Source organism: Catenibacterium sp. AM22-6LB (genome assembly GCF_003435615.1).
GTDB lineage: Bacteria > Bacillota_I > Bacilli_A > Erysipelotrichales > Coprobacillaceae > Catenibacterium > Catenibacterium mitsuoka_A.
Genome location: NZ_QTUM01000009.1, coordinates 18,868 through 40,098, shown reverse-complemented (window position 1 = coordinate 40,098; position 21,231 = coordinate 18,868). Strand labels below are relative to the sequence as shown.

General features: G+C 33.0%; 23 protein-coding genes and 4 tRNA genes. 20 read left to right on the top strand and 7 right to left on the bottom strand.

Annotated features, from left to right (window positions below; genetic code table 11):
• Positions 1-70 precede the first annotated feature (70 nt).
• Complete coding sequence (locus tag DW269_RS03670) at positions 71-595, bottom strand: cysteine hydrolase family protein (protein WP_055234124.1); 525 nt, start codon at positions 593-595, stop codon at positions 71-73.
• Between the two features lie 71 nt (positions 596-666).
• Between DW269_RS03670 and DW269_RS03665 the strand changes: the two genes are divergently transcribed.
• Genes DW269_RS03665 through DW269_RS03645 form a run of 6 tightly spaced genes read left to right on the top strand, consistent with a single transcriptional unit; the run spans position 667 to position 5,554 of the window.
• The gene (locus DW269_RS03665) at positions 667-1,308 is read left to right on the top strand and encodes a lactate utilization protein (RefSeq protein ID WP_117458602.1); all 642 of its coding nucleotides are present in this window, start codon (positions 667-669) and stop codon (positions 1,306-1,308) included.
• Between the two features lies 1 nt (position 1,309).
• On the top strand, positions 1,310-2,752 hold the full coding sequence (gene malQ / locus DW269_RS03660; protein WP_117458601.1) for a 4-alpha-glucanotransferase: 1,443 nt from the start codon (positions 1,310-1,312) through the stop codon (positions 2,750-2,752).
• On the top strand, positions 2,749-4,083 hold the full coding sequence (locus tag DW269_RS03655) for a patatin-like phospholipase family protein (protein WP_117458600.1): 1,335 nt from the start codon (positions 2,749-2,751) through the stop codon (positions 4,081-4,083). Before malQ ends, DW269_RS03655 begins: the two co-directional genes overlap by 4 nt.
• Positions 4,070-4,903, top strand: a complete 834-nt coding sequence (locus tag DW269_RS03650; RefSeq protein WP_117458599.1) for a hypothetical protein — start codon at positions 4,070-4,072, stop codon at positions 4,901-4,903. Before DW269_RS03655 ends, DW269_RS03650 begins: the two co-directional genes overlap by 14 nt.
• Entirely contained in the window at positions 4,903-5,190 is a 288-nt protein-coding gene (locus tag DW269_RS12720) for a hypothetical protein (protein WP_199410026.1), read from the top strand. The genes DW269_RS03650 and DW269_RS12720 overlap by 1 nt, the downstream gene beginning before the upstream one ends.
• Positions 5,123-5,554, top strand: coding sequence for a DUF6198 family protein (locus DW269_RS03645; protein WP_370446081.1), 432 nt, complete (start codon positions 5,123-5,125; stop codon positions 5,552-5,554). Before DW269_RS12720 ends, DW269_RS03645 begins: the two co-directional genes overlap by 68 nt.
• A 570-nt stretch (positions 5,555-6,124) precedes the next feature.
• Here DW269_RS03645 and DW269_RS03635 read toward each other — a convergent pair.
• Both DW269_RS03635 and DW269_RS03630 read right to left on the bottom strand, forming a co-directional pair.
• A complete protein-coding gene (locus DW269_RS03635) occupies positions 6,125-7,552 on the bottom strand; it encodes a 6-phospho-beta-glucosidase (RefSeq protein WP_117458598.1) in 1,428 nt (475 codons plus the stop codon).
• A gap of 122 nt (positions 7,553-7,674) precedes the next feature.
• Complete coding sequence (locus DW269_RS03630; protein WP_158546301.1) at positions 7,675-8,415, bottom strand: MurR/RpiR family transcriptional regulator; 741 nt, start codon at positions 8,413-8,415, stop codon at positions 7,675-7,677.
• Between the two features lie 171 nt (positions 8,416-8,586).
• Between DW269_RS03630 and DW269_RS03625 the strand changes: the two genes are divergently transcribed.
• The 3 genes from DW269_RS03625 to DW269_RS03615 are packed head-to-tail and all read left to right on the top strand — an operon-like array spanning position 8,587 to position 10,497.
• Entirely contained in the window at positions 8,587-8,895 is a 309-nt protein-coding gene (locus tag DW269_RS03625) for a PTS sugar transporter subunit IIB (RefSeq protein WP_022425378.1), read from the top strand.
• A gap of 52 nt (positions 8,896-8,947) precedes the next feature.
• Positions 8,948-9,460, top strand: a complete 513-nt coding sequence (locus DW269_RS03620) for a hypothetical protein (protein ID WP_147321679.1) — start codon at positions 8,948-8,950, stop codon at positions 9,458-9,460.
• A complete protein-coding gene (locus DW269_RS03615) occupies positions 9,457-10,497 on the top strand; it encodes a bacteriophage abortive infection AbiH family protein (RefSeq protein ID WP_117458595.1) in 1,041 nt (346 codons plus the stop codon). The genes DW269_RS03620 and DW269_RS03615 overlap by 4 nt, the downstream gene beginning before the upstream one ends.
• A gap of 23 nt (positions 10,498-10,520) precedes the next feature.
• Here DW269_RS03615 and DW269_RS03610 read toward each other — a convergent pair whose 3' ends face one another.
• Both DW269_RS03610 and DW269_RS03605 read right to left on the bottom strand, forming a co-directional pair.
• Positions 10,521-11,441 (bottom strand): sugar phosphate nucleotidyltransferase, encoded by a 921-nt coding sequence (locus DW269_RS03610; RefSeq protein WP_117458594.1) that lies wholly within the window; start codon positions 11,439-11,441, stop codon positions 10,521-10,523.
• A gap of 195 nt (positions 11,442-11,636) precedes the next feature.
• Positions 11,637-13,016, bottom strand: a complete 1,380-nt coding sequence (locus DW269_RS03605; RefSeq protein ID WP_117458593.1) for a glycoside hydrolase family 1 protein — start codon at positions 13,014-13,016, stop codon at positions 11,637-11,639.
• Positions 13,017-13,174: 158 nt separating this feature from the next.
• On the opposite strand from DW269_RS03605, the gene DW269_RS03600 reads away from it, so the two are divergent.
• From DW269_RS03600 to DW269_RS03560, 9 genes are all read left to right on the top strand, one after another.
• On the top strand, positions 13,175-14,053 hold the full coding sequence (locus tag DW269_RS03600) for a MurR/RpiR family transcriptional regulator (protein WP_117458592.1): 879 nt from the start codon (positions 13,175-13,177) through the stop codon (positions 14,051-14,053).
• Between the two features lie 163 nt (positions 14,054-14,216).
• Positions 14,217-14,816 carry an ECF transporter S component gene (locus tag DW269_RS03595; protein WP_022425282.1) on the top strand — a complete coding sequence of 200 codons (600 nt, stop codon included), beginning with the start codon at positions 14,217-14,219 and terminating at the stop codon, positions 14,814-14,816.
• 28 nt (positions 14,817-14,844) lie between these two features.
• Positions 14,845-16,029, top strand: coding sequence for a bifunctional phosphopantothenoylcysteine decarboxylase/phosphopantothenate--cysteine ligase CoaBC (gene coaBC / locus DW269_RS03590; RefSeq protein WP_117458591.1), 1,185 nt, complete (start codon positions 14,845-14,847; stop codon positions 16,027-16,029).
• A 2-nt stretch (positions 16,030-16,031) separates the two neighbouring features.
• A complete protein-coding gene (locus DW269_RS03585) occupies positions 16,032-16,808 on the top strand; it encodes a type III pantothenate kinase (protein WP_117458590.1) in 777 nt (258 codons plus the stop codon).
• A gap of 82 nt (positions 16,809-16,890) precedes the next feature.
• Positions 16,891-16,965 (top strand) — tRNA-Gly (locus tag DW269_RS03580).
• Positions 16,966-16,983: 18 nt separating this feature from the next.
• A tRNA-Gly gene (locus DW269_RS03575) sits at positions 16,984-17,058 on the top strand.
• An 18-nt stretch (positions 17,059-17,076) separates the two neighbouring features.
• Positions 17,077-17,151, top strand: a tRNA-Gly gene (locus tag DW269_RS03570).
• 15 nt (positions 17,152-17,166) lie between these two features.
• Positions 17,167-17,241: transfer RNA gene (locus DW269_RS03565), tRNA-Gly, on the top strand.
• Between the two features lie 122 nt (positions 17,242-17,363).
• Positions 17,364-17,555, top strand: a complete 192-nt coding sequence (locus tag DW269_RS03560) for a hypothetical protein (RefSeq protein ID WP_199409996.1) — start codon at positions 17,364-17,366, stop codon at positions 17,553-17,555.
• A gap of 288 nt (positions 17,556-17,843) precedes the next feature.
• Here DW269_RS03560 and DW269_RS12570 read toward each other — a convergent pair whose 3' ends face one another.
• Together DW269_RS12570 and DW269_RS13180 are read right to left on the bottom strand one after the other, a co-directional pair.
• Positions 17,844-17,993, bottom strand: a complete 150-nt coding sequence (locus DW269_RS12570; RefSeq protein WP_158546300.1) for a hypothetical protein — start codon at positions 17,991-17,993, stop codon at positions 17,844-17,846.
• 78 nt (positions 17,994-18,071) lie between these two features.
• Entirely contained in the window at positions 18,072-18,287 is a 216-nt protein-coding gene (locus DW269_RS13180) for a transposase (RefSeq protein WP_158546299.1), read from the bottom strand.
• Positions 18,288-18,661: 374 nt separating this feature from the next.
• Here DW269_RS13180 and DW269_RS12715 point away from each other — a divergent pair, with 374 nt between their 5' ends.
• Positions 18,662-19,108 (top strand): lactococcin 972 family bacteriocin, encoded by a 447-nt coding sequence (locus DW269_RS12715; protein WP_199409998.1) that lies wholly within the window; start codon positions 18,662-18,664, stop codon positions 19,106-19,108.
• 110 nt (positions 19,109-19,218) lie between these two features.
• Positions 19,219-21,225, top strand: coding sequence for a DUF6619 domain-containing protein (locus DW269_RS03545; RefSeq protein WP_117458588.1), 2,007 nt, complete (start codon positions 19,219-19,221; stop codon positions 21,223-21,225).
• The last annotated feature ends 6 nt before the right edge of the window (positions 21,226-21,231 follow it).

Sequence of the window (21,231 nt, the reverse complement as noted above, 5' to 3'; positions counted from 1 at the left end):
TAGATGCAATACAAAATGAGGAAATAATACAAAACAATTTATATTATTTATGGAAAACGGAAAAATAACACTAAATCACTTTAACTTGCAAACTCTTTTCTAATACTGTAAGAGCTGCTTTTTCTAGGTTTTCATCAAAAGAAGCACATCCTTTTGTATCTACTTCAATTAAAGCCTCAGGAAGAGCACTCTTAATCATAATACAATTAGAAATGACACAAATATCAGTCACTACTCCTACTACTCTTACTTCTTCGTAAGCTGTATCCTTTAATAAGTTCGCAAGCATTAAAGATGGGAAAGTATTCTTTTCAATCACTGTATGATTTCTACTTAAAGACTGCAATTCTCCATAAAGTTCATGTCCTTTTGTCTGTGAGATACAATGAGGTACAGGTAAATTCTTACCTTCCTGTGTCTCTAGATAGTTATTAAAGTGTGTATCTTTAGTAAACCAGACATCTTCACCTTCTTCTTCATATTTCTTTACTAATGAAATGATATAAGGGGCAATCTTGGTTGCTTTTTCAAATCCAAGTGCACCATCCACAAAATCATTCTGATAATCTACAACAACTAGTAGTTTCTTGCTCATGGTTAAACCTCCTTTTTTAATTATTATAACGCACTTTGATATGTTATAATAGAGCACAGAGAGGTGTTTTTATGGATAAGAATTTATTGGGTATGTATGATTTAAAAATTGAAAGATTAAAGAAAGCATTAGAAAGAAATAACATGACTTGTAATGTATTTAATACAGAAGAAGAACTGCATGATTATTTTAAGACAATTTTCAAGGACCAAAAGGTAGTGGCAGTAGGTGGTTCTATGTCACTTGATGAAATGCATGTATTAGATTTAGTACGTGCAAGTGATGTGAAGTTCCTTGATCGTTATGCTAAAGGATTAACTAAAGAAGAAATCAACGCAATACATCATGAAGCATTTAATGCGGATATTTATTTAACGAGTACCAATGCAATGACAACAGATGGCTGTTTATATAATATTGATGGCAATGGTAATAGAGTGGCTGCAATGATCTATGGGCCTAAGGATGTTTATGTAGTTGCAGGTGTCAATAAGATCTTTGAATCAGAAGAAGAAGCTATTGACCATATTAAAAACGTGTCAGCACCGGCAAATGCGATTAGATTACACCGTCAAACAGGATGTGCTGTTGCTGGTAAGTGTGTCAATTGCATGTCAGATCAAAGAATTTGTGCATCTTATGTCAAACTTGCACACCAGGGAAACAAGGATAGAATCCATGTAATTATTATGAGACAGGAGTTAGGTTATTAATATGAAGGCAGGAATACTATGTCCTATCTCTGCACTACCATCATCTTATGGTGTAGGAGATTTTGGAAAGAACGCATATACATTTGTAGATCAGCTAAAGAAATCAGATGTAAAGATCTGGCAGATCTTACCACTTAATCCTTTAGCATATGGGAATTCACCTTATCAGCCATATTCATCTTATGCGGGTGATGAACTTTATATTGATTTAGAAGATTTAGTTAATGATGGTTTACTTGAAAAAGGTGAATTAAAAACATTTAATAAACAGGCTGAAACAGTGGAATATGAAGCTGTACGTGCACATAAAGAAGACTTATTAAGACTCGCTTATAAAAGATTTGAATTTAATGATGATTTTAAGCAGTTTGTGGAAAACAATAAATGGGTTGAGGGTTATGCATTATTTCGTACTTTTAAATTAACAAATGAGGGAAAGCCATGGACAGAGTGGCATGAGGAATATAAGGAGTTCCCTAAACATCAATCTTTTGAACTATTACCTTTTGAGAAAGAAATCAATTATCAGGAGTTCTTACAGTATTATTTCTTCAAACAATGGTATGCATTAAAGAAATATGCGAATGATCAGGGTATTATGATTATAGGGGATATGCCTATCTATGTAGGATTAGATAGTGCTGATTGCTGGTTAGATCAGGAAGACTTCTTATTAGAGGAAGATGGCACACCTTCATTTGTAGCAGGTGTACCACCTGATTATTTTAGTGAATTTGGACAGAGATGGGGTAACCCTATTTATGACTGGGATCATCTAGAAAAGACAAATTTCAAGTTTTGGATTGATAGAATTCATAGTGCGAATAAGCTTTATGATGAAGTACGTATTGATCATTTCCGTGGATTTGATACTTATTGGAAGATTCCAGCATCAGAACCTACTGCAGTAGTAGGGGAATGGGTCGAAGCACCAGGCTATGCACTATTTGACAAATTATTTGAAGAATATCCAGATACACATATTCTTGCAGAAGATTTAGGCTTATTAAGAGATGAAGTGTATGAACTAAGAGATCATTATAATTTCAAGGGAATGTATATCTTCCAGTTCCATTACAAAGATGAATTTGATTTTGATAAGGTTGTTGTTTATAGCGGTACACATGATAATGATACATTAATGGGATGGTATGATAATCTTGATAAAGATAGCTTAAAGGATGTAGAACTCTTATTAGATGGTTATAAGGAACGTAAATTACATCGTCAGATGATTCATTATTGTATGGATTTACCTGCTGAATCTGTCATTATTCCAGTATGGGATCTTTTAGGAGAACCAGAAACATCACGCTTTAATACTCCAGGTACTATTGGATCTCCTAACTGGGAATGGAAGATGTCACGCTTTACAGAATTCAATAAAGAAATGAAATTCATGAAGAAAATCATTCATGATACGAATCGAGATGAAACTCTATGAAAAGAGCCATTGTATTAAGTGGTGGAGGATCTAAAGGAGCCTATGAAGCAGGTTTCTTACTTGCTGCAAAAGAATTAAACCAACATTTTGATATTGTGACAGGAACTTCTATTGGTGCGCTCAATGGTGCATTAGTTGCTATGGGAGACTATGAAGGATTAGAGTATACATGGAATATATTAGATATGGATCATGTCTTTAATAATGCACCTGATTTGACTGATTTAAAAGATGACTTTATGACAACTTCTTTATTTAATAAGGAAGAGGGAAGTAACTTGTCAGAACTTAAAGAATCCATTGCGCAGCAGACATCTCTTGCACAATCTTTTTTGAAATACTATTTCAAAAACAAAGGGGCTGATAATACCCCTTTTGTAGAACACTGCCGTGGACTTATGGATGAAGAACGCTTATTATCTTCACCTATTGATTTTGGTATATGTACAGTGCAGTTTCCAAGCATGAAAGCATGTTATAAGACTAAATCAGAAATGGAAAGAGGTCATATGCTTGACTATTTACTTGCAAGTAGTGCCTGTTTTCCAGTCTTTCCAATGACAGAAATAAATGGTAATAAGTATATTGATGGGGGATTTAGTGATAACCTTCCTATTGATCTTGCTTTAGATATGGGAGCTGATGAAATAGTCGTAGTGGATATGCATCTTATTCCAGTTCATCCACAATATATCAATCGTCCTTCTATTCTTTATTCATGTCCACCAGTTGATTTAGGTGGTTTTATGGACTTTAATAAGGATGCACTAGAAAGAAATAAGCGTTTGGGCTACTTAATGGCTTATAAGTTATTTGGAAATTATGAAGGCAATCAGTATACTTTTCTTCCTTCAAATCAGACAGTATTTCATGATTACTATAAACAATTATTGATGATGGAAAAAGAAATGAGAGGATTCTTTAATAGTAATTCTTCAGAACTGACATCTTTATTATTAGAAGCCAATCATCAAATGATCTTAAATCTCAAAGATTATACATATATTACTTTAGATTTTATTGGAGAATTAATGGGTTTTGATGATTTAAAGGTTTATGCGTTTGAAGAATACAAAAATATGATTCGTAATGCATTTGAGAAATATATGGAGAAGGATTATTTCCCTCAGGAACTAAGTCTGACAAAGGTGAATCTATCTTTCTTACAAAATCATCTCAATAGAGAATCGATTGTGGGATTCTTTCTACACCAAATGAAATACAAGGAAGCAATGGATATGAAGTCGTATTATACGTTCTGTAGAAAGGAATTAATGATGGCTTCATTGATTTATATATTAATGGGAGGTGGATCAAATGAACATCATTAAAAGGAAATGCCAGAAAGAAGATATAAAAGAAGTTGTTTCTCTTTTTAATGAAGTGATTGAAACAGGACTTTATCTTGAAGAAGACACACCTGTTCTTGATGATTTTATTGAATCAGCATCATATTGTGGTGTGATGCTTGATGATCATCTATTAGTAGGTGCGTATTTGATTAAATCTTTGGGAACCGGACATTGTAAGCATATTGCAACTTGTTCTTATGCAATTAAAGCTGACTATAAGAAAGAACTAGATAGTCTGATTAAGGACTCTTTAGAACAAGCATTTAAAGCTGGATATGCAATTATGCAATTAAATACAGTCACTAAAACATTAAAGACAGTTTTAGATGCAGTAGGCTTTAAGAGTTTAGGAATGATTCGTGATGGCTTTAAAACGTCTAAAGGTGATTATGAGAACACTTATGTTTTATATCGTACTCTAGATGAATCTATTTTAGAATGTAAGGAAAAACAGGACCCTATGTCTATTGAAATCAGTCATATTTCTAAGAAGATTCAAAACAGAGGAATTTATTGGATTGTATCAGAAGTCAAACATTGTCGTATACAAACAAAAAGAGAATACTCTACCTTCGATTATCGTGATCTTCATTATCAATCAGAAGAAGATATTAAAAAATTTGTAGAAAATATTTTCCATAAGTATTATATTGAAAATGAAAAAAATCATGATACTGTGCATGTTTTATCCGTTCATACATCTAAGGATGATGCAGTGGCTGAATGGATCAAGAGAGATGATCTAGAATTACAGAAGCAGATGACAAGCATGCATGGTTTTTCAAAGGGAGTTAAATAATGACGGAACTGAATTATAAAAGAATTGGAATTTATCTTCTTGGATTATTAATTTTAGGCTGTGGTATTGATCTCAATACAAAGACACAATTAGGTGTGTCACCCATCATCTCTGTAGCCTATAATATCGCCTATCTCACTCATATTCCTATTGGTGTAATGACTTTTATCTATTATGTTTTACTTGTCATTATTCAATGGATTTTACTAGGTAAGAAGTTTGATTATTTTCAATTCTTACAGATTCCAGCCAGTCTTGTCACAAGCTTTATTTATTCAATTATTTGATGGAGTTATTCCCGTCGCTTCTCGCTTTCCAGCTCGTATAGTTATGCTTATTCTTGCAATTGCAATTACGGGTATTGGTGCATCACTCACTGTAGGTATGAAAATAGTACCTAATCCTGCAGATGGCTTAGCAAGTGTTATTGGAGAAAAGTGTCATAAGGGATTTGGGTTTGGTAAGAATCTCTTTGATGGGATTTCCATTGTAATATCTCTTATTATTGGCTTTGTCTTTACAGGTGGTATTTTGGGTATTGGTCTAGGAACCGTGATTTCTATGATTTTTACAGGTCGCGTTATTGCTTTGCTTGAAACAAGTATTTCTAAACTCTACTCTTCTGTCACAGAAATAGAATTTGTTGAATAAAGAAGACTTTATAGGCAAATATGCTCATCTATGCATATCTGCCTTTTTTTGTACTGAGCAGGGCACTAATTCAGTCGCAGATAGTCCGATCACAGGTAATTATCGCCAAGCGCAGTGAACTACAAGCCGATACCATAAAGGTTGAAGTGAAGGAAATACGTATCATACCTTAGGTAGATGTAAATGGCGCATTAAATATCATGCGTAAAAGTAGCGTTGTGGATGTAAATATTCTATACAGTAGAGGCGAAGTAGACACGCAATAAGAATAAGGATTGCCTAGCAATAGGTGGTCAATCTTCTTAAACGGATGCGTAAGCATCCTAGAAGCCTTGACTTCAAATACGGAGTATTAAGTCGAGGTAGTTCACTATTAATCCTAAATTTTGGGTAAAAGAATAGGGGGTAGACCTGGCTTGGTCAATCCCCTTAATTACTATCAAAGTTAGTTTGAAATTATCACGTAAATGTAGCGCCGTATACGAGACTTGTTACATACGGTGGAATGGGAGACGCAGTAATATTGATTAATCTTAGAATTGATACTATTTCTCGTCTACTCTATTATGATTAATTATCTAAGTCTTCACCGTTAGTTGCAATGACTTTTTTATACCAATCAAAAGATTTTTTCTTTATGCGTTTAAAAGTACCGTGACCATCATTATCTCTATCAACATAAATGAAGCCATATCTCTTTTCCATTTCACCCGTTCCGTTAGAAATAAGATCTATACATCCCCAAGTTGTATATCCCATTAAATCAACACCATCTTCATTCACTGCATCTTTCATTGCTTGAATATGTTTATTTAAGTATTCAATACGATAGTCATCTTGAATAGAACCATCTTCTTCAATCTTGTCTTTGGCCCCTAAACCATTTTCAACAATAAACAATGGCTTTTGATAACGATCATAAATTTCGTTCATAGTAATTCTTAATCCCAAGGGATCAATTTGCCATCCCCAATCACTTGTATCTAAATATGGATTAACAACTGAAGCAAAAATATTGCTTTCTGTTTGTTTTCCCTTATCAGGATTAGCACTAGAAACACGAGATGAGTAATATGAGAAGCTAATAAAATCTACTGTATTTTCCTTTAAAATATTTACATCATTCTCTGCAAATGGTATTTCTGCATTTCTTTTTTCAATCCATTTTAAGGCATAGTTTGGGTAATAGCCTCGTGACTGCACATCAATAAACATATAACTTTCTCTATCATCACAAATTGATTTCCAATAATCTTCAGGATTACATGTTTCAGGATAATAAGAACCCGCAGCAAGCATACAACCTATCATATTTTCAGGATTTATCTCATGAGCTAATTTTGTAACTAGAGCACTTGCAACTAATTCATGATGTGCGCAGGTAATCATGGCTTGGGTTTTATTTTCACCTTCTTTAAATCTTAACCCTGCTGCTACAAATGGGAAATGAAGAATCATATTGATTTCATTAAAAGTGAGCCAGTATTTAACTAAACCATTATATCTTTCAAACAATACTTTGGCTAATTTAACAAAACAATCAATCATTTCTCTATTACGCCAGCCACCAAATTTATGAATTAAATGCATTGGGCAATCAAAATGATTAATTGTGACTAATGGTTCAATCCCATATTTTTTACATTCTTTAAAAATATTTTCATAAAATAATAATCCTTTTTCGTTAGGTTCCAACTCATCACCAAGAGGGAAAATTCTTGTCCAGGCGATAGATAACCTAAAAGTTTTAAAACCCATTTCTCCCATTAAAGCAATATCTTCCTTATAGTGATGGTAAAAATCAACGGCTTGATGACTTGGAAAATAATGATCATCGATTCGATCTATCCACTTTTCTCCAGTCCCAATTGCATAACGATCTGATCCATGGGGCATTAAATCTACATTGGCTAAACCACGATCATCTTCAAATATGCCACCTTCAACCTGATTCGCAGCAGTGGCACCTCCCCACAAGAATCCTTCTTTAAATCCCATATTTAGTTCCTCCTCTATTTATTTTGCCACAAACAATTATAACTATCTCCATATTGTTTGGCTTCCTGTCTATAGAATAGAGGATGAGATTGAAGAAAGCAAAAAAGTTTCCATTTTGGAAACTAGTTTTGTAATTCTAGTAATAGAATATCTATCATGTACTTAATGATATATTCACTGTATTTTTCATCGAGCAGGGGAACGATTATTTGTTTTTGACATAATGTAATACTTTCATTACATGTAATTAGCCATTGATCAACATGAGATTCTTTTATACGTTTAATGACACGCTTATTATAATGGAAAGAATGTCCATTTGTACTTAGTACAATTAAGATATCATTATCTAGAAAATGATAATCCTTGGTAAAATCAGCATCACATATAATTGTCTGAATATCATATATCTGAAGTTCTCTTTGGATATTATAACAAACAGATCTGACATCACCGTGTGCATATAAATATACTTTATTTGCTTGCTTGATATCTTGTATAAGTTTTTGAATTAACTTCAAATTAATATGATTGATCATATATTGGATATTTTGAATAAAATCTTTAGTAAAATACATCACATTTGTTTCAAAACTTTGATGTGGGTTTAAGAATTTTTTTCTTTTTGAGATTAAATCTAAATATTGAATACACGCAATTTTAAATTTTTCATAGTTTTCATAATCTAATTTTCTTATGCATTTTGATACTTGGCCTTTTGAAATTAAAGATTCTTTTGAAATGTCATCAATACTTAGATTTGGAATTCTATGGATATTCTTTTTAATATAGAAGCATAATTCAAGCAAAGTTGTACTTGAAGAATGACTATTTAAATAATCGTTTACTTTATCTATAATCATTGTATCAACTCCATTCATACATAGTTTATCACAAATGATCTTGAGTGACTATAAGCAGGGGACAGTGAAGCATTATCAGTATAAAAAAGATTTTGGTGAATAAAAAAACACTTTAAAGGCAACGGTTACAGTATTATAATGATTACTAGGTTAATTAGGAGGATAATTGATATGGTAAATATTATGTTATGTTGTGCTGCAGGTATGTCTACAAGCTTACTTGTTGAAAAAATGAAGAAAGAAGCAGAGAAACAAGGTATTGAAGCAAATATCTGGGCAGTCGGTGCGAATGAAGCAAAAGCAAACGGCGCTAAAGCAGATGTTGTATTACTTGGCCCACAGGTAAGATATCTCGAAGCAACTGTTAAGAAGGAAGTAGCACCAACTCCTGCACAGTTAATTGATATGCGTTCATATGGTCGTATGGATGGCGCTGCAGTATTAAAGCAGGCTATGGACTTAATTGAAGCAAATAAGTAATGAAATCCGCATTTGCGGATTTTTTTGTTTTATAATGGTAATAGAGGTGAGCATGATGGAAACAATATCTATTACCAATAGAGGGTCTATACGTAAGTTTGTGGATGATGTATTTATTGATACAATAGAAAATATCTATGCTTTATGTGATTTGAAAATATCTTATTATGGTGTAAGTATCGCATATAAGAATACTGGTCAGTTGAAGAAATATAAGAGAGGAAAAATATTACATAACTATCTATCAAATAATGAACTAGAAAGAATCAATTCCTTTTCAGTACCAGATGATTTTGTGACAGTAGCATTTGATTATCTCCTCTCTATTTCGATTAACTATAAGAATAACTATATAATAGCTACATTTGATGAAAATATAATCAATCATGAATATATTGAGGAAATCAAAATAATATTAGATACATTCATGGAAAAGCCATATATTCAGGAAATATATACAATGGATAAAGAAGAAACGCCATTATTATATGCCAAGGGAATTAAAAAAGATTTCAAAACATTAAAAATACTTTCAAGTGAAGTAGTGAAGGAGGAAAAAGCATGAATCTTCTTGTATTAGGAAATGGCTTTGATTTACTACATGGGTTGCCAACAACTTATAAAGATTTTATTAATTTTACTACGTTATTTCGCATGTCATTAGAAAAGAATGATATATATCGTCGAGATTATGATTCGCGTATGATAGATTTTATTCTTCATCTTTCTCTTGAATTATCCAATGAACTAGAATCTCTTATTAAAGATAATCTTTGGCTTATTCATCTAGAAAAAGAAACAATAGGAGAGGGCTGGAAGGATTTTGAAAAAGAGATGTCTGAAGTCATTCAAAAGCTTGATGCAATCAGAGTTGAATGTGATATGCAGTTTAAATCAGGGCAGAAGGTCGCAAGAGTCAATGAGTATTTAGGCACATCTCTTCTTGATTTCTGGGGAGATCGTTGTTCTTTTTCCTCTATGGAGCCTATAAAAGAACTAAGAGATATCCTCGCTCACGATCTCTTACGTCTAACTAGGTGTCTAGAAATATATCTAGATGCATTTGTGAATCATCTAGACACTCCAAAATATGTAGAAAAACTACAAGTATTGAATATAGATAAAGTATTAAGCTTCAATTATACGAATACATATGAACGTCTCTATGGTAATTCAGAAGTAGAATACGATTATATTCATGGTAAAGCAAATCTTGAACATGATATAGAAACATGTGATCTTGTCTTAGGAATAGATGAATATTTGACAGGAGAACGTAAAGATCAGGATAACGAATACATTGAATTCAAGAAATTCTACCAGCGTATATTTAAAAGGACAGGATGTCGTTATCTCACATGGCTTAAACAATCCCAGGAAGAACGCCTCAATATCTATATCTTTGGCCATTCTCTAGATGTCACTGATAAAGATATATTGAGACAACTTATTCTTGCTCGTCATGCCCATACAACCATATTCTATATTCATAAATCAGACTTAAAGAATCAGATTAAGAATCTTGTCAAGGTCATAGGGGAGGATGAATTGATTGAACGTGCCTATGGCTCTCATATCACAATACATTTCAAGAAGGTATAGAAAAAAGACTCCAATTAGGAGTCTTATTTAATATCGCTGAATAAATCAGTTGAATATACGTTGTTGTCAATTAATTCTTTAAAAGAAGCTTTTACAACAGGTGCATCTTCTTTATAAGTCACACCGAACCATGAATCTTGTACTTCTAATACCTTAACACTTAATTTGTTTTCTCTTAGAAGTTCACCAATATAGATAGGTAATAAATATTCATCCTTTAGTGGATCCTTGATGTTTTCAAAGAATTCTACAAAACCTTCTTTTAAAGTATTTACGAATTCAGGAGTTAATCCCCAGAAGTTCATAGATACATTTACGTTAGGATCAATTTCTCTGTCTCCTACACGTGCTCCAGTAGAAGTCTTTTCAATATTCTTAGTTTCTTCTACATCAGTTAAGTATCCTTCATCATTGACTGCACAGATACCTCTCGTTACACCACCATTATCACTTAAAGTATTCTTTAAGATAAATCCTGCCATCGCAAGATGATCTGGCTTTTCAGGTGTATAGTCTAATAAAAAATCATGAATCTGTACAAATGCTTCCTTACCATAATAGTCATCTGCATTAATAACTGCGAATGGTTCATTAATTAAACCATCACATGCAAGTACTGCCTGTCCAGTACCCCAAGGCTTAGTACGTCCTTCGGGACATTCAATACCTTCTGGTAATGCCTTTAAATCCTGGAATGCATATGCAATTTCTACATCATACTTCTTAGCAACTTCTTCAATACGATTCCCAATAACTTCTCTGAAGTCTTCTTCAATATCCTTACGGATAATAAAGATAATTTTGTTGAAACCTGCTTTGATTGCATCATGGATTGAATAATCCATAATAATTTCACCATTAGGTCCAACTGGTTCTAACTGCTTGATTCCTCCACCAAAACGTGAACCAATACCAGCAGCCATAATAACTAAACTTGTTTTCATTAGATACCTCCACTTTTACCCTTTGTAAAAGCATTCAATCATTTTTTACCAACGCCATAATACACTATTTATATTCGAAAATCAAACTATTACAGTTAATCTACTCAATTTTATTAAGAAATTCTTAAGAAATTAGTATTTTACTAAGCAATACTAAGGAAAAGAAAAAAGCCTCACGAATGAGGCTTCAGGTTATTAGTCTAAATCTTCACCGTTTGATTTAAACGCTTTCGCAATCCAATAGAATGATTTCTTAGGTACTCTTCTTAAGTCTAATAGTTCTTCATCAGTTCTATTAACATATACAAAACCATATCTCTTTGCAATCTGGCAGCTAGAAGAAGGGATGTCAATAGGACCCCAAGTGATATAACCTAAGCAGTCAACACCATCTTCTAGAATCGCATTCTTCATTTCCTGGATATGATTACGATGATATTCAATTCTATAATCATCATCTACAGTATCATTTTCATTTAATGATTCTCTAGCACCCATACCATTTTCTAATACGAAGCAAGGAAGATCATATCTTTCACTTAAAGTATTCATAACCCATCTAAATCCAATGGCATCCTTTTCCCAGCCCCATTCAGTCGCTTCTAGGTGAGGGTTCTTTACTACATGCTTTTCTACAATATCATTGAAAGGTGTAGTCATATCAAATTCACCTTCAGTAAGTGTATTAGAACGATAGTAAGAGAAGCATAAATAATCACATGTATACTTTAATAACTCTTCATCGCCTTCTTCAAATACAGGGAACCAACCTCTGTTCTTTAAATATGCTGTATAGTATCTTGGGTATTTACCATTAGCCTGTACATAGCATACCCAGTCATTGACTAAATCATAAGCCTTCTGACAGAATAAGTTATTCTTTGGTGTATCAGTTGCAGGATAGAAGTTAGTGATAGTAGTCATACCACCAAACTTAGCATCTGGTACTAATTCTCTTAAAGCCTTAACAGCTTTACAATGTGCAATCATAACATTATGTGCTACCTGATAAAGATGTTCAGCCTTAGACTTTCCTTCAGGTATAATTTCTGCATTTGAATAGATTAAGTTACATGAATGTAGGTTCTGTTCGTTAAATGACATCCAGTGTTTAACTCTATCACCAAAACGTTCCATACAAACTCTTGCATAACGTTCAAATAAATCAACAACCTTACGTGATGCAAAACCGTTATATTCCTTTACTAAATGATAAGGCATATCGAAATGAACTAATGTAATCATTGGTGTAATACCATTCGCAATCAATTCATCAATTAAATTATTATAGAACTGTACACCTTCTTCATTGACTTCATCATCACCGTTAGGAATAATACGGCTCCAGCAAATAGAGAAACGGTAGAAGTTGAATCCCATTTCTTTCATTAACTGAATGTCCTCTTTATAACGATGATATTCATCAATTGCTACCTTCCAGTCAGCATGTCCTTCTGGTGTAGGTCTTACATCATAAATTGATAAACCTTTTCCGCCTTCATCCCAGGCACCTTCAGTCTGGAATGATGATACTGAACCACCCCAGAAAAAATCTTTTGGTAATTTCTTTTCCATTTATTCGTCCTCCTTAATGGTACAAAAATATTTTCACATAACTATTTAGAGAAGTAAATATGTACGGATAGAGTTTTAATTTTGTTTCAAAAAAGAGTGTTAAAAATCAAGTTTATTGAAAATACGTTTCATGATATAATTGAATCAGGTGATAAACAATGAGTATAATGACACAATTAGAATTCGCATTAGATTTCACACATGCTGAAGTGGAAATTGCCCATTACATATTAAATCATGGTGAAGATGTATTGAATCTATCTATTAAGGAACTTGCAAAAAGAACATATACATCTCCTGCCACAATAGTGAGACTATGCCGTAAACTAGGTCTAGAAGGCTACAATGACTTTAAAATAAAGTATTCAGCAGAACTACAATATACACTTACTAAAACTAAAAGAATCGATGTTAACTTTCCTTTTGGTCCCGAAGACAACTATCCTCAGATTGCTTATAAGTTAGGTACAATGAGTAGGGAAGTGATAGAAGATACAATTAAATTAATAGATTTTGATGATTTACGACATGCAATAGAACTTATGAATCAATATGATTCTATAGATATATATGGAAATGGTAACTCCATGTTAGAAGCATTAAGCTTCCAGCATAAGATGACACGTATTGGACGTAACGTAAATATTCGTACACTAGAAGGAGAACAGATTTTTTTAGCTTATAACTCTTCTTCATCACATCTTGCAATGATTCTCTCTTATTCAGGAGAAACAGCTGAAATCATCCGTATTGCCCAGACATTAAAAGAGAAGGGGACAAAGATGATTGTAATCACTTCTCTAGGAGATAATCAGCTATCACATTATGGTAATGTGATATTAAGGGTTGGTTCAAGAGAGAAAATCTTTACTAAAATAGCACCTTTTGCTTCAAATCTTTCTATGGACTATATTTTAAATCTTATTTTCTCATGTATATTCCAACGTGATTATAATAGAAACTTAGAGAAAAAAGTCAGTTATGATAAAACAAAGGATGCAAGACATCCGGCTCGTTCTCCAGTAAATGACATCTAGTGTAGGAAAATGTAATGCTTTTCATTTCCAAAAAATGAGTATATAATGGTTTTGCTGTGTAGGATATGCCCTGTGGCTACCTTTTTAGGAGCTAACTTAATATTCTGCTGGCAAAATTCTATTTACGTCATATTGCGTATGCAAATGACAGTGGAGGAAACAAATGAATAACAAAAAAACAAAGAATCTTACTTTACTTGCATTATTTATTGCGATTGAAGCAGTTATGGTCATGGTACCATTTTTAGGATTTATCCCTATTGGACCTTTAAGAGCAACATTGCTTCATGTTCCAGTTATTATTGCGGCTATTGTATTAGGTACTAAGCAGGGATGTCTTATTGGTCTTGTATTTGGTTTATCTTCATTATTAATGAACACAATGCAACCAACTGTTACATCTTTCGTCTTCTCACCATTTATTAGTGGATCAGTACTCAGTGCAGTTATTGCGATTGTCCCAAGAGTAATGATTGGGTTTGTATCAGGTTCTATTTATCAATTACTTAAGGATAAACAGCAGACTATTGCGACTGCAGTGGCTGCATTCTTAGGTGCTTTAACTAATACTGTACTTGTATTAGGTGGTATCTGGGCATTATTTGGTACATCTTATGCAAAAGCGATTGGACAGGATGCAAGTAAACTTGGAAGTTACTTCTTAGCTGTATCAAGCACACAGAGCCTACTTGAAGCTTTTGTAGGTGTAGTGATTGTGGTGATTGTCACAAAACCTCTCTTCGCTTTAATGAAGCGTGGATAATTTATAAATGAAAAGAGGGTATTAATAGATGAAAAAATTGATTATAGGGATTACTGGTTCTATTGCGGCATTTAAGACTGTACAGTTCATTAGTGATCTAGTGAAAGAAAAATATGAAATTGAAGTCATGCTCACTCCAAGTGCAGCTAAGTTTGTCACACCAACTTCTATTTCTGCTCTCACAAAGAAGAAAACATATATTGATGTCTTTGATGATGATCCTGGATGTATTACACATGTAGACATTGTCAAGGATGCTGATCTATTTATGATTGTACCAGCAAGTGCAACTACAATTGCGAAATGTGCAAATGGTATTGCGGACAATATGTTAACAGCTGCTTTTCTAGCAGCCACATGTCCTAAACTCATTGCACCTGCAATGAATGTACATATGTATGAAAATAAAGCCACTCAGCGTAATATCCAGACTCTAAAGGATGATGGTGTCTTATTTGTAGAACCAGCTGTAGGACTTCTTGCCTGCGGTGATACAGGTAAAGGTAAACTTGCAGACTATGATCACCTTCATTTAATGATGGAATATGCACTTAGCGATCATCCATTACAAGGTAAAAAGGTATTAGTCACTGCAGGACCAACTCAAGAATCTTTAGATCCTGTACGTTTTCTTACAAACCATTCATCAGGTAAAATGGGATACTCAATTGCCCGTGCAGCATTTATACTTGGCGCCAAGGTACGATTAATTCATGGACCTACATCATTAAAGCCAGTGCCTTATATCATCAATCAATCTATTACAAGTGCCCAGGATTTATTTGAATGTGTAAAAAGACATCATACACATTATGACTATATTATTATGTCAGCTGCAGTAGCTGACTATACACCTGTAGAAACATCTACAGAAAAGATTAAGAAAAATGACAATGAACTTATTCTTAAACTAAAAAAGAATCCAGATATCCTTGATTATATAGGGCATCATCAAGTTGAACATCAAGTGATATGTGGATTTGCGATGGAAACACAAGATTTAATTGAAAATGCATCAAAGAAATTAAATAAAAAACAATGTGATCTGATTATTGCGAACCATCTTAAAACAGAAGGTGCAGGATTTCAGGGTGATACAAATGTTGTTACTATTATTACTCAGGATTCTATGAAGGATATCGATAAGATGTCGAAATCAGATCTAAGCTATATTCTTTTAAAAGAATGTATGAAAATAGGAGCTAAGAAATAAGAATGCTATTGGTTATAGATATCGGTAATACAAATATTACTATTGGTGTTTACAAAGAAAATCATTTAGTAGGTCGTTTTCGTATGACAACACGTATGGAACGTACATCAGATGAATATGGCTTAATGCTTCATTCATACCTTCAAGCATCTCACTTGAATGTTGAAGATGTGAAAGATGTTATTATTAGTTCTGTTGTACCAAAGATTAACTATTCTTTCTCAAGTTCCATTATTAAATACTTTCATATTAGACCACTATTTGTTGGCCCAGGTGTGAAAACAGGCATCAATATTCAAATTGATCATACATCTACTCTTGGTTCAGACCGTTTGGTAGATGCAGCAGGGGCTTATTATACTTATGGTGGTCCATGCTTAGTTATTGATTTTGGTACAGCGACTACCTATGATGTTATTACAGAGAAAGGTGTTTTCATTGGTGGTGTAATTGCACCAGGCATTGGTATAGAAGCCGGTGTTCTTTCTTCTATGGCAGCTCAGCTTCCAGAAATTGAATTAGTCAAACCGCAGCATATTATTGCGAAAAACACAGTTACTGCAATGCAGGCTGGGGTTGTTTATGGTTATATTGGTAAGACTGAATATATTATCAAGAAGATTAAAGAAGAATATGGACAGAATCTAAAAGTAGTATCTACTGGTGGTTTAGGCAAGCTTATTGCGAAAGAAACTGAATTAATTGATATTTATGATCAGGAACTTACGTTTAAAGGTCTAAAGATTATATATGATAAGAACAAGAAGGATCGTCACTGATCCTTCATTTTTTTTACAAATCTTATTGACACATATATTATTATTTGGTATTATAAATAAGCACTCCTCGAGTGTTAGTGAGGCCGCATTCGTATAATGGCTATTATATCTGCTTGCCATGCAGAGGACGCCGGTTCAACTCCGGCATGTGGCTCCAATTTTTAAAACTTCATATGCCGCATTCGTATAATGGCTATTATATCTGCTTGCCATGCAGAGGACGCCGGTTCAACTCCGGCATGTGGCTCCAATTTTTAAAACTTCATATGCCGCATTCGTATAATGGCTATTATATCTGCTTGCCATGCAGAGGACGCCGGTTCGACTCCGGCATGTGGCTCCATTTAAAATTTTATATGCCGCATTCGTATAATGGCTATTATGTCTGCTTGCCATGCAGAGGACGCCGGTTCAACTCCGGCATGTGGCTCCATTGAAATCAACTAGGTTAACGCCTAGTTTTTTTTCATCTTACAATACGATTTCTACAACTTAATAGGATAAGATGTTTAAATATAATCTATTATGTTATTATTTCTTTGACGGAGGAAGACTATGAAGACAAAAATTGAATTGATATCAGAAGAAAAAGTTGAAGAAACAATAATCAGATGTCATAAGATGACAGATGAAATACAAAATATAGTCTCTTATATAGAAAATGAGAAGAAAATCATAGGATATAAAAGGGGAACTGCTTATCCTTTAAATATAAATAGTATTTATTATTTTGAGAATGTTGATTAGAATGCTTTTTGAATACCCATAATCAACAGGTGGCGATTTAAGAGATGAATCCGAAGCAAAAACACTCAGGATATAGACTATCTGTCTATGACTGATAGGAAATGATCTCTGTAGGTATTCCTTGATTTTATCCATGACAGTCTTTCCTATCTTTCTATGGTTAAATCTATACTCCTGTTCATTCAGGAATAAAGGCATCTCTCTTTTGGTTATTCCATGATATATCCCAGTGATATTATTCTTAATATTACCGATTATTATGTTTAACCAGAGTAGTCTATGATTCTTTTATTCATAGCTAATCTTCTCATTCTTTACCTGTATTTCTTCATTTGGTGTATTAAAGCCTTTCTCACCATCAGTATTAAGTAATGCATCATGTGATAATACACAGCACTTTTCTATTATTTTTCTTAAGTGACAGACCAGTATAATCATTGATGAGTCTTAACTTAATAAACCGGGGGATAGTTATTCTCTTTATCTGTAGATAGAATACCCAAAACAGGTTGCTGCTCACTTGCACGACCTGCATTCAAGAACATATGAAGTCTTGGTCTTTCCTACACGTTTGACTAGGTAATACTTATGGCATCCGCAACGATCACATGAGAACCCATCAGGCCATTTCATGGATTTGAAGAATTCAATACAGTTATTGATTTTATTAAAATAGTTCTGAGTGAACTTATATAGAGAAGCTTTCCTTAGCTTTAATACTTTGTTTGACATGTGATTATGCTTCCATCTGACTTCTGATCTAATTCTAGAACAGATGGAAAATCTATGTGTCTGGTTCAGCTTCATGAAGGCCGTTTAAGCGGTGCTTATGATATTTATTTTTCACTAACCTGTGGTTTGTGGGTATTCAAAAACATTTTTCTATTTGATTTTATGTTTTGATAGATAGTTATAATTACTTTAAGATTGTAGAACTTTTAACTAGCACTTGTGCATTATTCATATAAATAAAGCGTTGTAAGATAAGGCGTTATCACATTGTAATCAGATATATAAATAAAGTATTATAACATATTGACAATCCAGTAGTTTAGGACTACTATAAAAATATAGAACAAAGTAGCCAAGCTAAAGGAGGAATGGTTATGTTGAACAAAAAGTTTTTATTCACTACACTGGCAGCTGTGAGCATGGCAGCTTCAATGATGTTAGCTACGCCAGTAATGGCAGCAACGAATGATGCAGGCGACAAGGACGCACAAAATGGAATTGTAAAAACAACTTACGAGGACAAAAATGGCACATGGACTGAAGGTATGATTGGTGGTAATCCAGAAGGAGTTGAAACTTGTTGGTTGGCATATGGACCAAAGCGCCAATATCCAAGTGAAGGTGGAACATGGGAATATGGTTTCTGGAATGCTAAAGTTCGTTCTTACTACACAGTTAAAAGATGTCATGGTTCAACAGTTAAGTTGGATAGGAAGACATCACGTTCAGTAAATACTGCATCAGGTAAGAAATCTATCGCTGAATTATGGGCTATTCAATCTAATTCTAAAGACCGCTATTTCTATCGTGTTTGTAGGTAAACATCATATTTATTGTTTGATAGCTAAAAGACAAATTAGATTTTAGGCTTCGATGCTTGTCATCGAAGCCTGTTTTATTTACTAAATAGGATAATGGAGTTGATATTTTTATGAATAAACATGGCATTAGATTGATTAGTTTTATTTTAGCTTTATTTTCATTCATTATGATCTTTCAGAATTTAATGAATGACCAACAGCAATTACCTTTAGGTACAACAGAACAACTTGTTTTAAATATTGCTGAAACTGGTACTACGAAAGAACAACTTATTTCAGAGTTAGATAATATCACGAATAAGCACAATGCTACTCTAGTAAAAGTTGTTACTCCTAGTGATGAATATAAAAATAAGAAAGACATCATTTACTTTGGAAATCAGAAACCAAAAAGTTCTGACATTATTATTGATAATAATAATATTAAATGGTTAGATTCAAGTTTAGAGGGAAAATTAATTTCATCTAAAGATATTGGTAATAGACCTTTATATGGAAATTATGCAGTAAAGGGAAATCAAAATTTTAAGCAAGATATAGAAAACTGGGCTAATGATAACGGAATTACTATTCAATGGTTGAGAAAAGCACCGTTTATAAAAAGTTTGTATTACAATTTAGTGCACAATGGTGTTGGAAATGTTATTTTAACAGCATTATTATTATTCATTTCAGTATTATTAACATGGTTTATTTCACACTCAAAAGGAAGAAGTATAAGATTATTGGGTGGAGTAGACATTAAAAAAATTCATATTGAAGATACATTAACACTATCAAAAATGTTTATATCCAGTTATTTAATTTCACTCATAGTATCTTGGTTATACATTGGAATTACTAATGATTTTAAACAAATTACATTATTGTTATCTAAGGATATTATAACACTATTGGTATTGGTTGTTATTTCAGCATTGATTAGTTTCGGTATTTCAATGATTGTCAAACCAAAAACAGAACATCTTGCGAAAAGAGAAATTCCTTTCAAAAAATTCAGGATGCTCAGTATTGGCACTAGAATTATATCAATAATATTAGCTCTTTTGATAGTACCAAGCACCATAACATCTGCTTACATTTTACAGCAGTTATCCAATGATTATTCTTTATGGGAAAATATGCAAAACGATGTAAGTATATCTTTCAGCGATTTAGATTCATTAAGTACAGATAAAATGTTGCCATATGTTGATGATTTTTTTGCAAATATGGCAGATAATGATAATTTATCCTTATCTTTATCTATTGATAAATCTATACAATTAAGTGATGAAGAATACGGTGGTTATGACCACATAATAGTTACTGATAGATCATGGGTTGATTCTTTTGATATTGGAATAGAAGAAAATAAAAGTGGTGGAGAATTAAATAAAATTGAATTGAACAAATTAGATAAACCACTACAGGACTTTATAAGGGCTCAAATGCCTTTATGGACTAAGACAGAAGAAATCCAGCCTAGCGGAATTAACTTCTATGAATTTAGCGGAGATAAATTTTTAGCTTTACCGCCAAATGTTGGCTATGGTGGAAGCACTATACAAGCTAAAAATCCATTAGTTATATTAGTGGATAATCCAGTACAATCATTAAGCACACTAGGTTTTATGTTACCTGCTTGTTCAAGTGGTAATGTTGTTTTTCCAGATGAAAATTTATTGAGAGCTGAATTAGCAAAAACACCTGTAAAAGATTACGTTGTTTCGATAGATACTATTGCTGATGTTGCTTTATCACAAGCTCAAAAATTTGCAAAAGAAGCTGTGTTCTATGTGATAGCTTGTGTTCTAATTTTTGTATCTATGATCTTTGCAGGTATTCTTACCGCACAGTTATGGGTAAGCGAAAACAGAAAACGAATATTTACGTTACATACATTCGGAAAATCATACAAAGAAATAATAATGCAAACCTTTGTGCATGAATCATTTATTGCGATTATCACGGTAATTATTGGAGCAGTAATTTCTTTTGTTATAAGACGACCAGAAATTATTACAGTTTTATTAGTAAGCGTTATTATTTTGATTTTATATTGCTTGAGTAATTTTGTTGCTTATCATATATGTACTAGACAAACATTTTACAAAGTAGCAACAAGAAATGAGTAAAAAATG

Excerpts from the sequence above, each read along its gene's own strand:
- DW269_RS03670 (WP_055234124.1), bottom strand. The coding sequence starts at position 595 with ATGAGCAAGAAACTACTAGTTGTTGTAGATTATCAGAATGATTTTGTG.
- DW269_RS03665 (WP_117458602.1), top strand. The coding sequence starts at position 667 with ATGGATAAGAATTTATTGGGTATGTATGATTTAAAAATTGAAAGATTA.
- malQ (WP_117458601.1), top strand. The coding sequence starts at position 1,310 with ATGAAGGCAGGAATACTATGTCCTATCTCTGCACTACCATCATCTTAT.
- DW269_RS03655 (WP_117458600.1), top strand. The coding sequence starts at position 2,749 with ATGAAAAGAGCCATTGTATTAAGTGGTGGAGGATCTAAAGGAGCCTAT.
- DW269_RS03650 (WP_117458599.1), top strand. The coding sequence starts at position 4,070 with ATGAACATCATTAAAAGGAAATGCCAGAAAGAAGATATAAAAGAAGTT.
- DW269_RS12720 (WP_199410026.1), top strand. The coding sequence starts at position 4,903 with ATGACGGAACTGAATTATAAAAGAATTGGAATTTATCTTCTTGGATTA.
- DW269_RS03635 (WP_117458598.1), bottom strand. The coding sequence starts at position 7,552 with ATGGGATTTAAAGAAGGATTCTTGTGGGGAGGTGCCACTGCTGCGAAT.
- DW269_RS03630 (WP_158546301.1), bottom strand. The coding sequence starts at position 8,415 with ATGATTATAGATAAAGTAAACGATTATTTAAATAGTCATTCTTCAAGT.
- DW269_RS03625 (WP_022425378.1), top strand. The coding sequence starts at position 8,587 with ATGGTAAATATTATGTTATGTTGTGCTGCAGGTATGTCTACAAGCTTA.
- DW269_RS03620 (WP_147321679.1), top strand. The coding sequence starts at position 8,948 with ATGATGGAAACAATATCTATTACCAATAGAGGGTCTATACGTAAGTTT.
- DW269_RS03615 (WP_117458595.1), top strand. The coding sequence starts at position 9,457 with ATGAATCTTCTTGTATTAGGAAATGGCTTTGATTTACTACATGGGTTG.
- DW269_RS03610 (WP_117458594.1), bottom strand. The coding sequence starts at position 11,441 with ATGAAAACAAGTTTAGTTATTATGGCTGCTGGTATTGGTTCACGTTTT.
- DW269_RS03605 (WP_117458593.1), bottom strand. The coding sequence starts at position 13,016 with ATGGAAAAGAAATTACCAAAAGATTTTTTCTGGGGTGGTTCAGTATCA.
- DW269_RS03600 (WP_117458592.1), top strand. The coding sequence starts at position 13,175 with ATGAGTATAATGACACAATTAGAATTCGCATTAGATTTCACACATGCT.
- DW269_RS03595 (WP_022425282.1), top strand. The coding sequence starts at position 14,217 with ATGAATAACAAAAAAACAAAGAATCTTACTTTACTTGCATTATTTATT.
- coaBC (WP_117458591.1), top strand. The coding sequence starts at position 14,845 with ATGAAAAAATTGATTATAGGGATTACTGGTTCTATTGCGGCATTTAAG.
- DW269_RS03585 (WP_117458590.1), top strand. The coding sequence starts at position 16,032 with ATGCTATTGGTTATAGATATCGGTAATACAAATATTACTATTGGTGTT.
- DW269_RS03560 (WP_199409996.1), top strand. The coding sequence starts at position 17,364 with ATGAAGACAAAAATTGAATTGATATCAGAAGAAAAAGTTGAAGAAACA.
- DW269_RS12570 (WP_158546300.1), bottom strand. The coding sequence starts at position 17,993 with ATGATTATACTGGTCTGTCACTTAAGAAAAATAATAGAAAAGTGCTGT.
- DW269_RS13180 (WP_158546299.1), bottom strand. The coding sequence starts at position 18,287 with ATGTCAAACAAAGTATTAAAGCTAAGGAAAGCTTCTCTATATAAGTTC.
- DW269_RS12715 (WP_199409998.1), top strand. The coding sequence starts at position 18,662 with ATGTTGAACAAAAAGTTTTTATTCACTACACTGGCAGCTGTGAGCATG.
- DW269_RS03545 (WP_117458588.1), top strand. The coding sequence starts at position 19,219 with ATGAATAAACATGGCATTAGATTGATTAGTTTTATTTTAGCTTTATTT.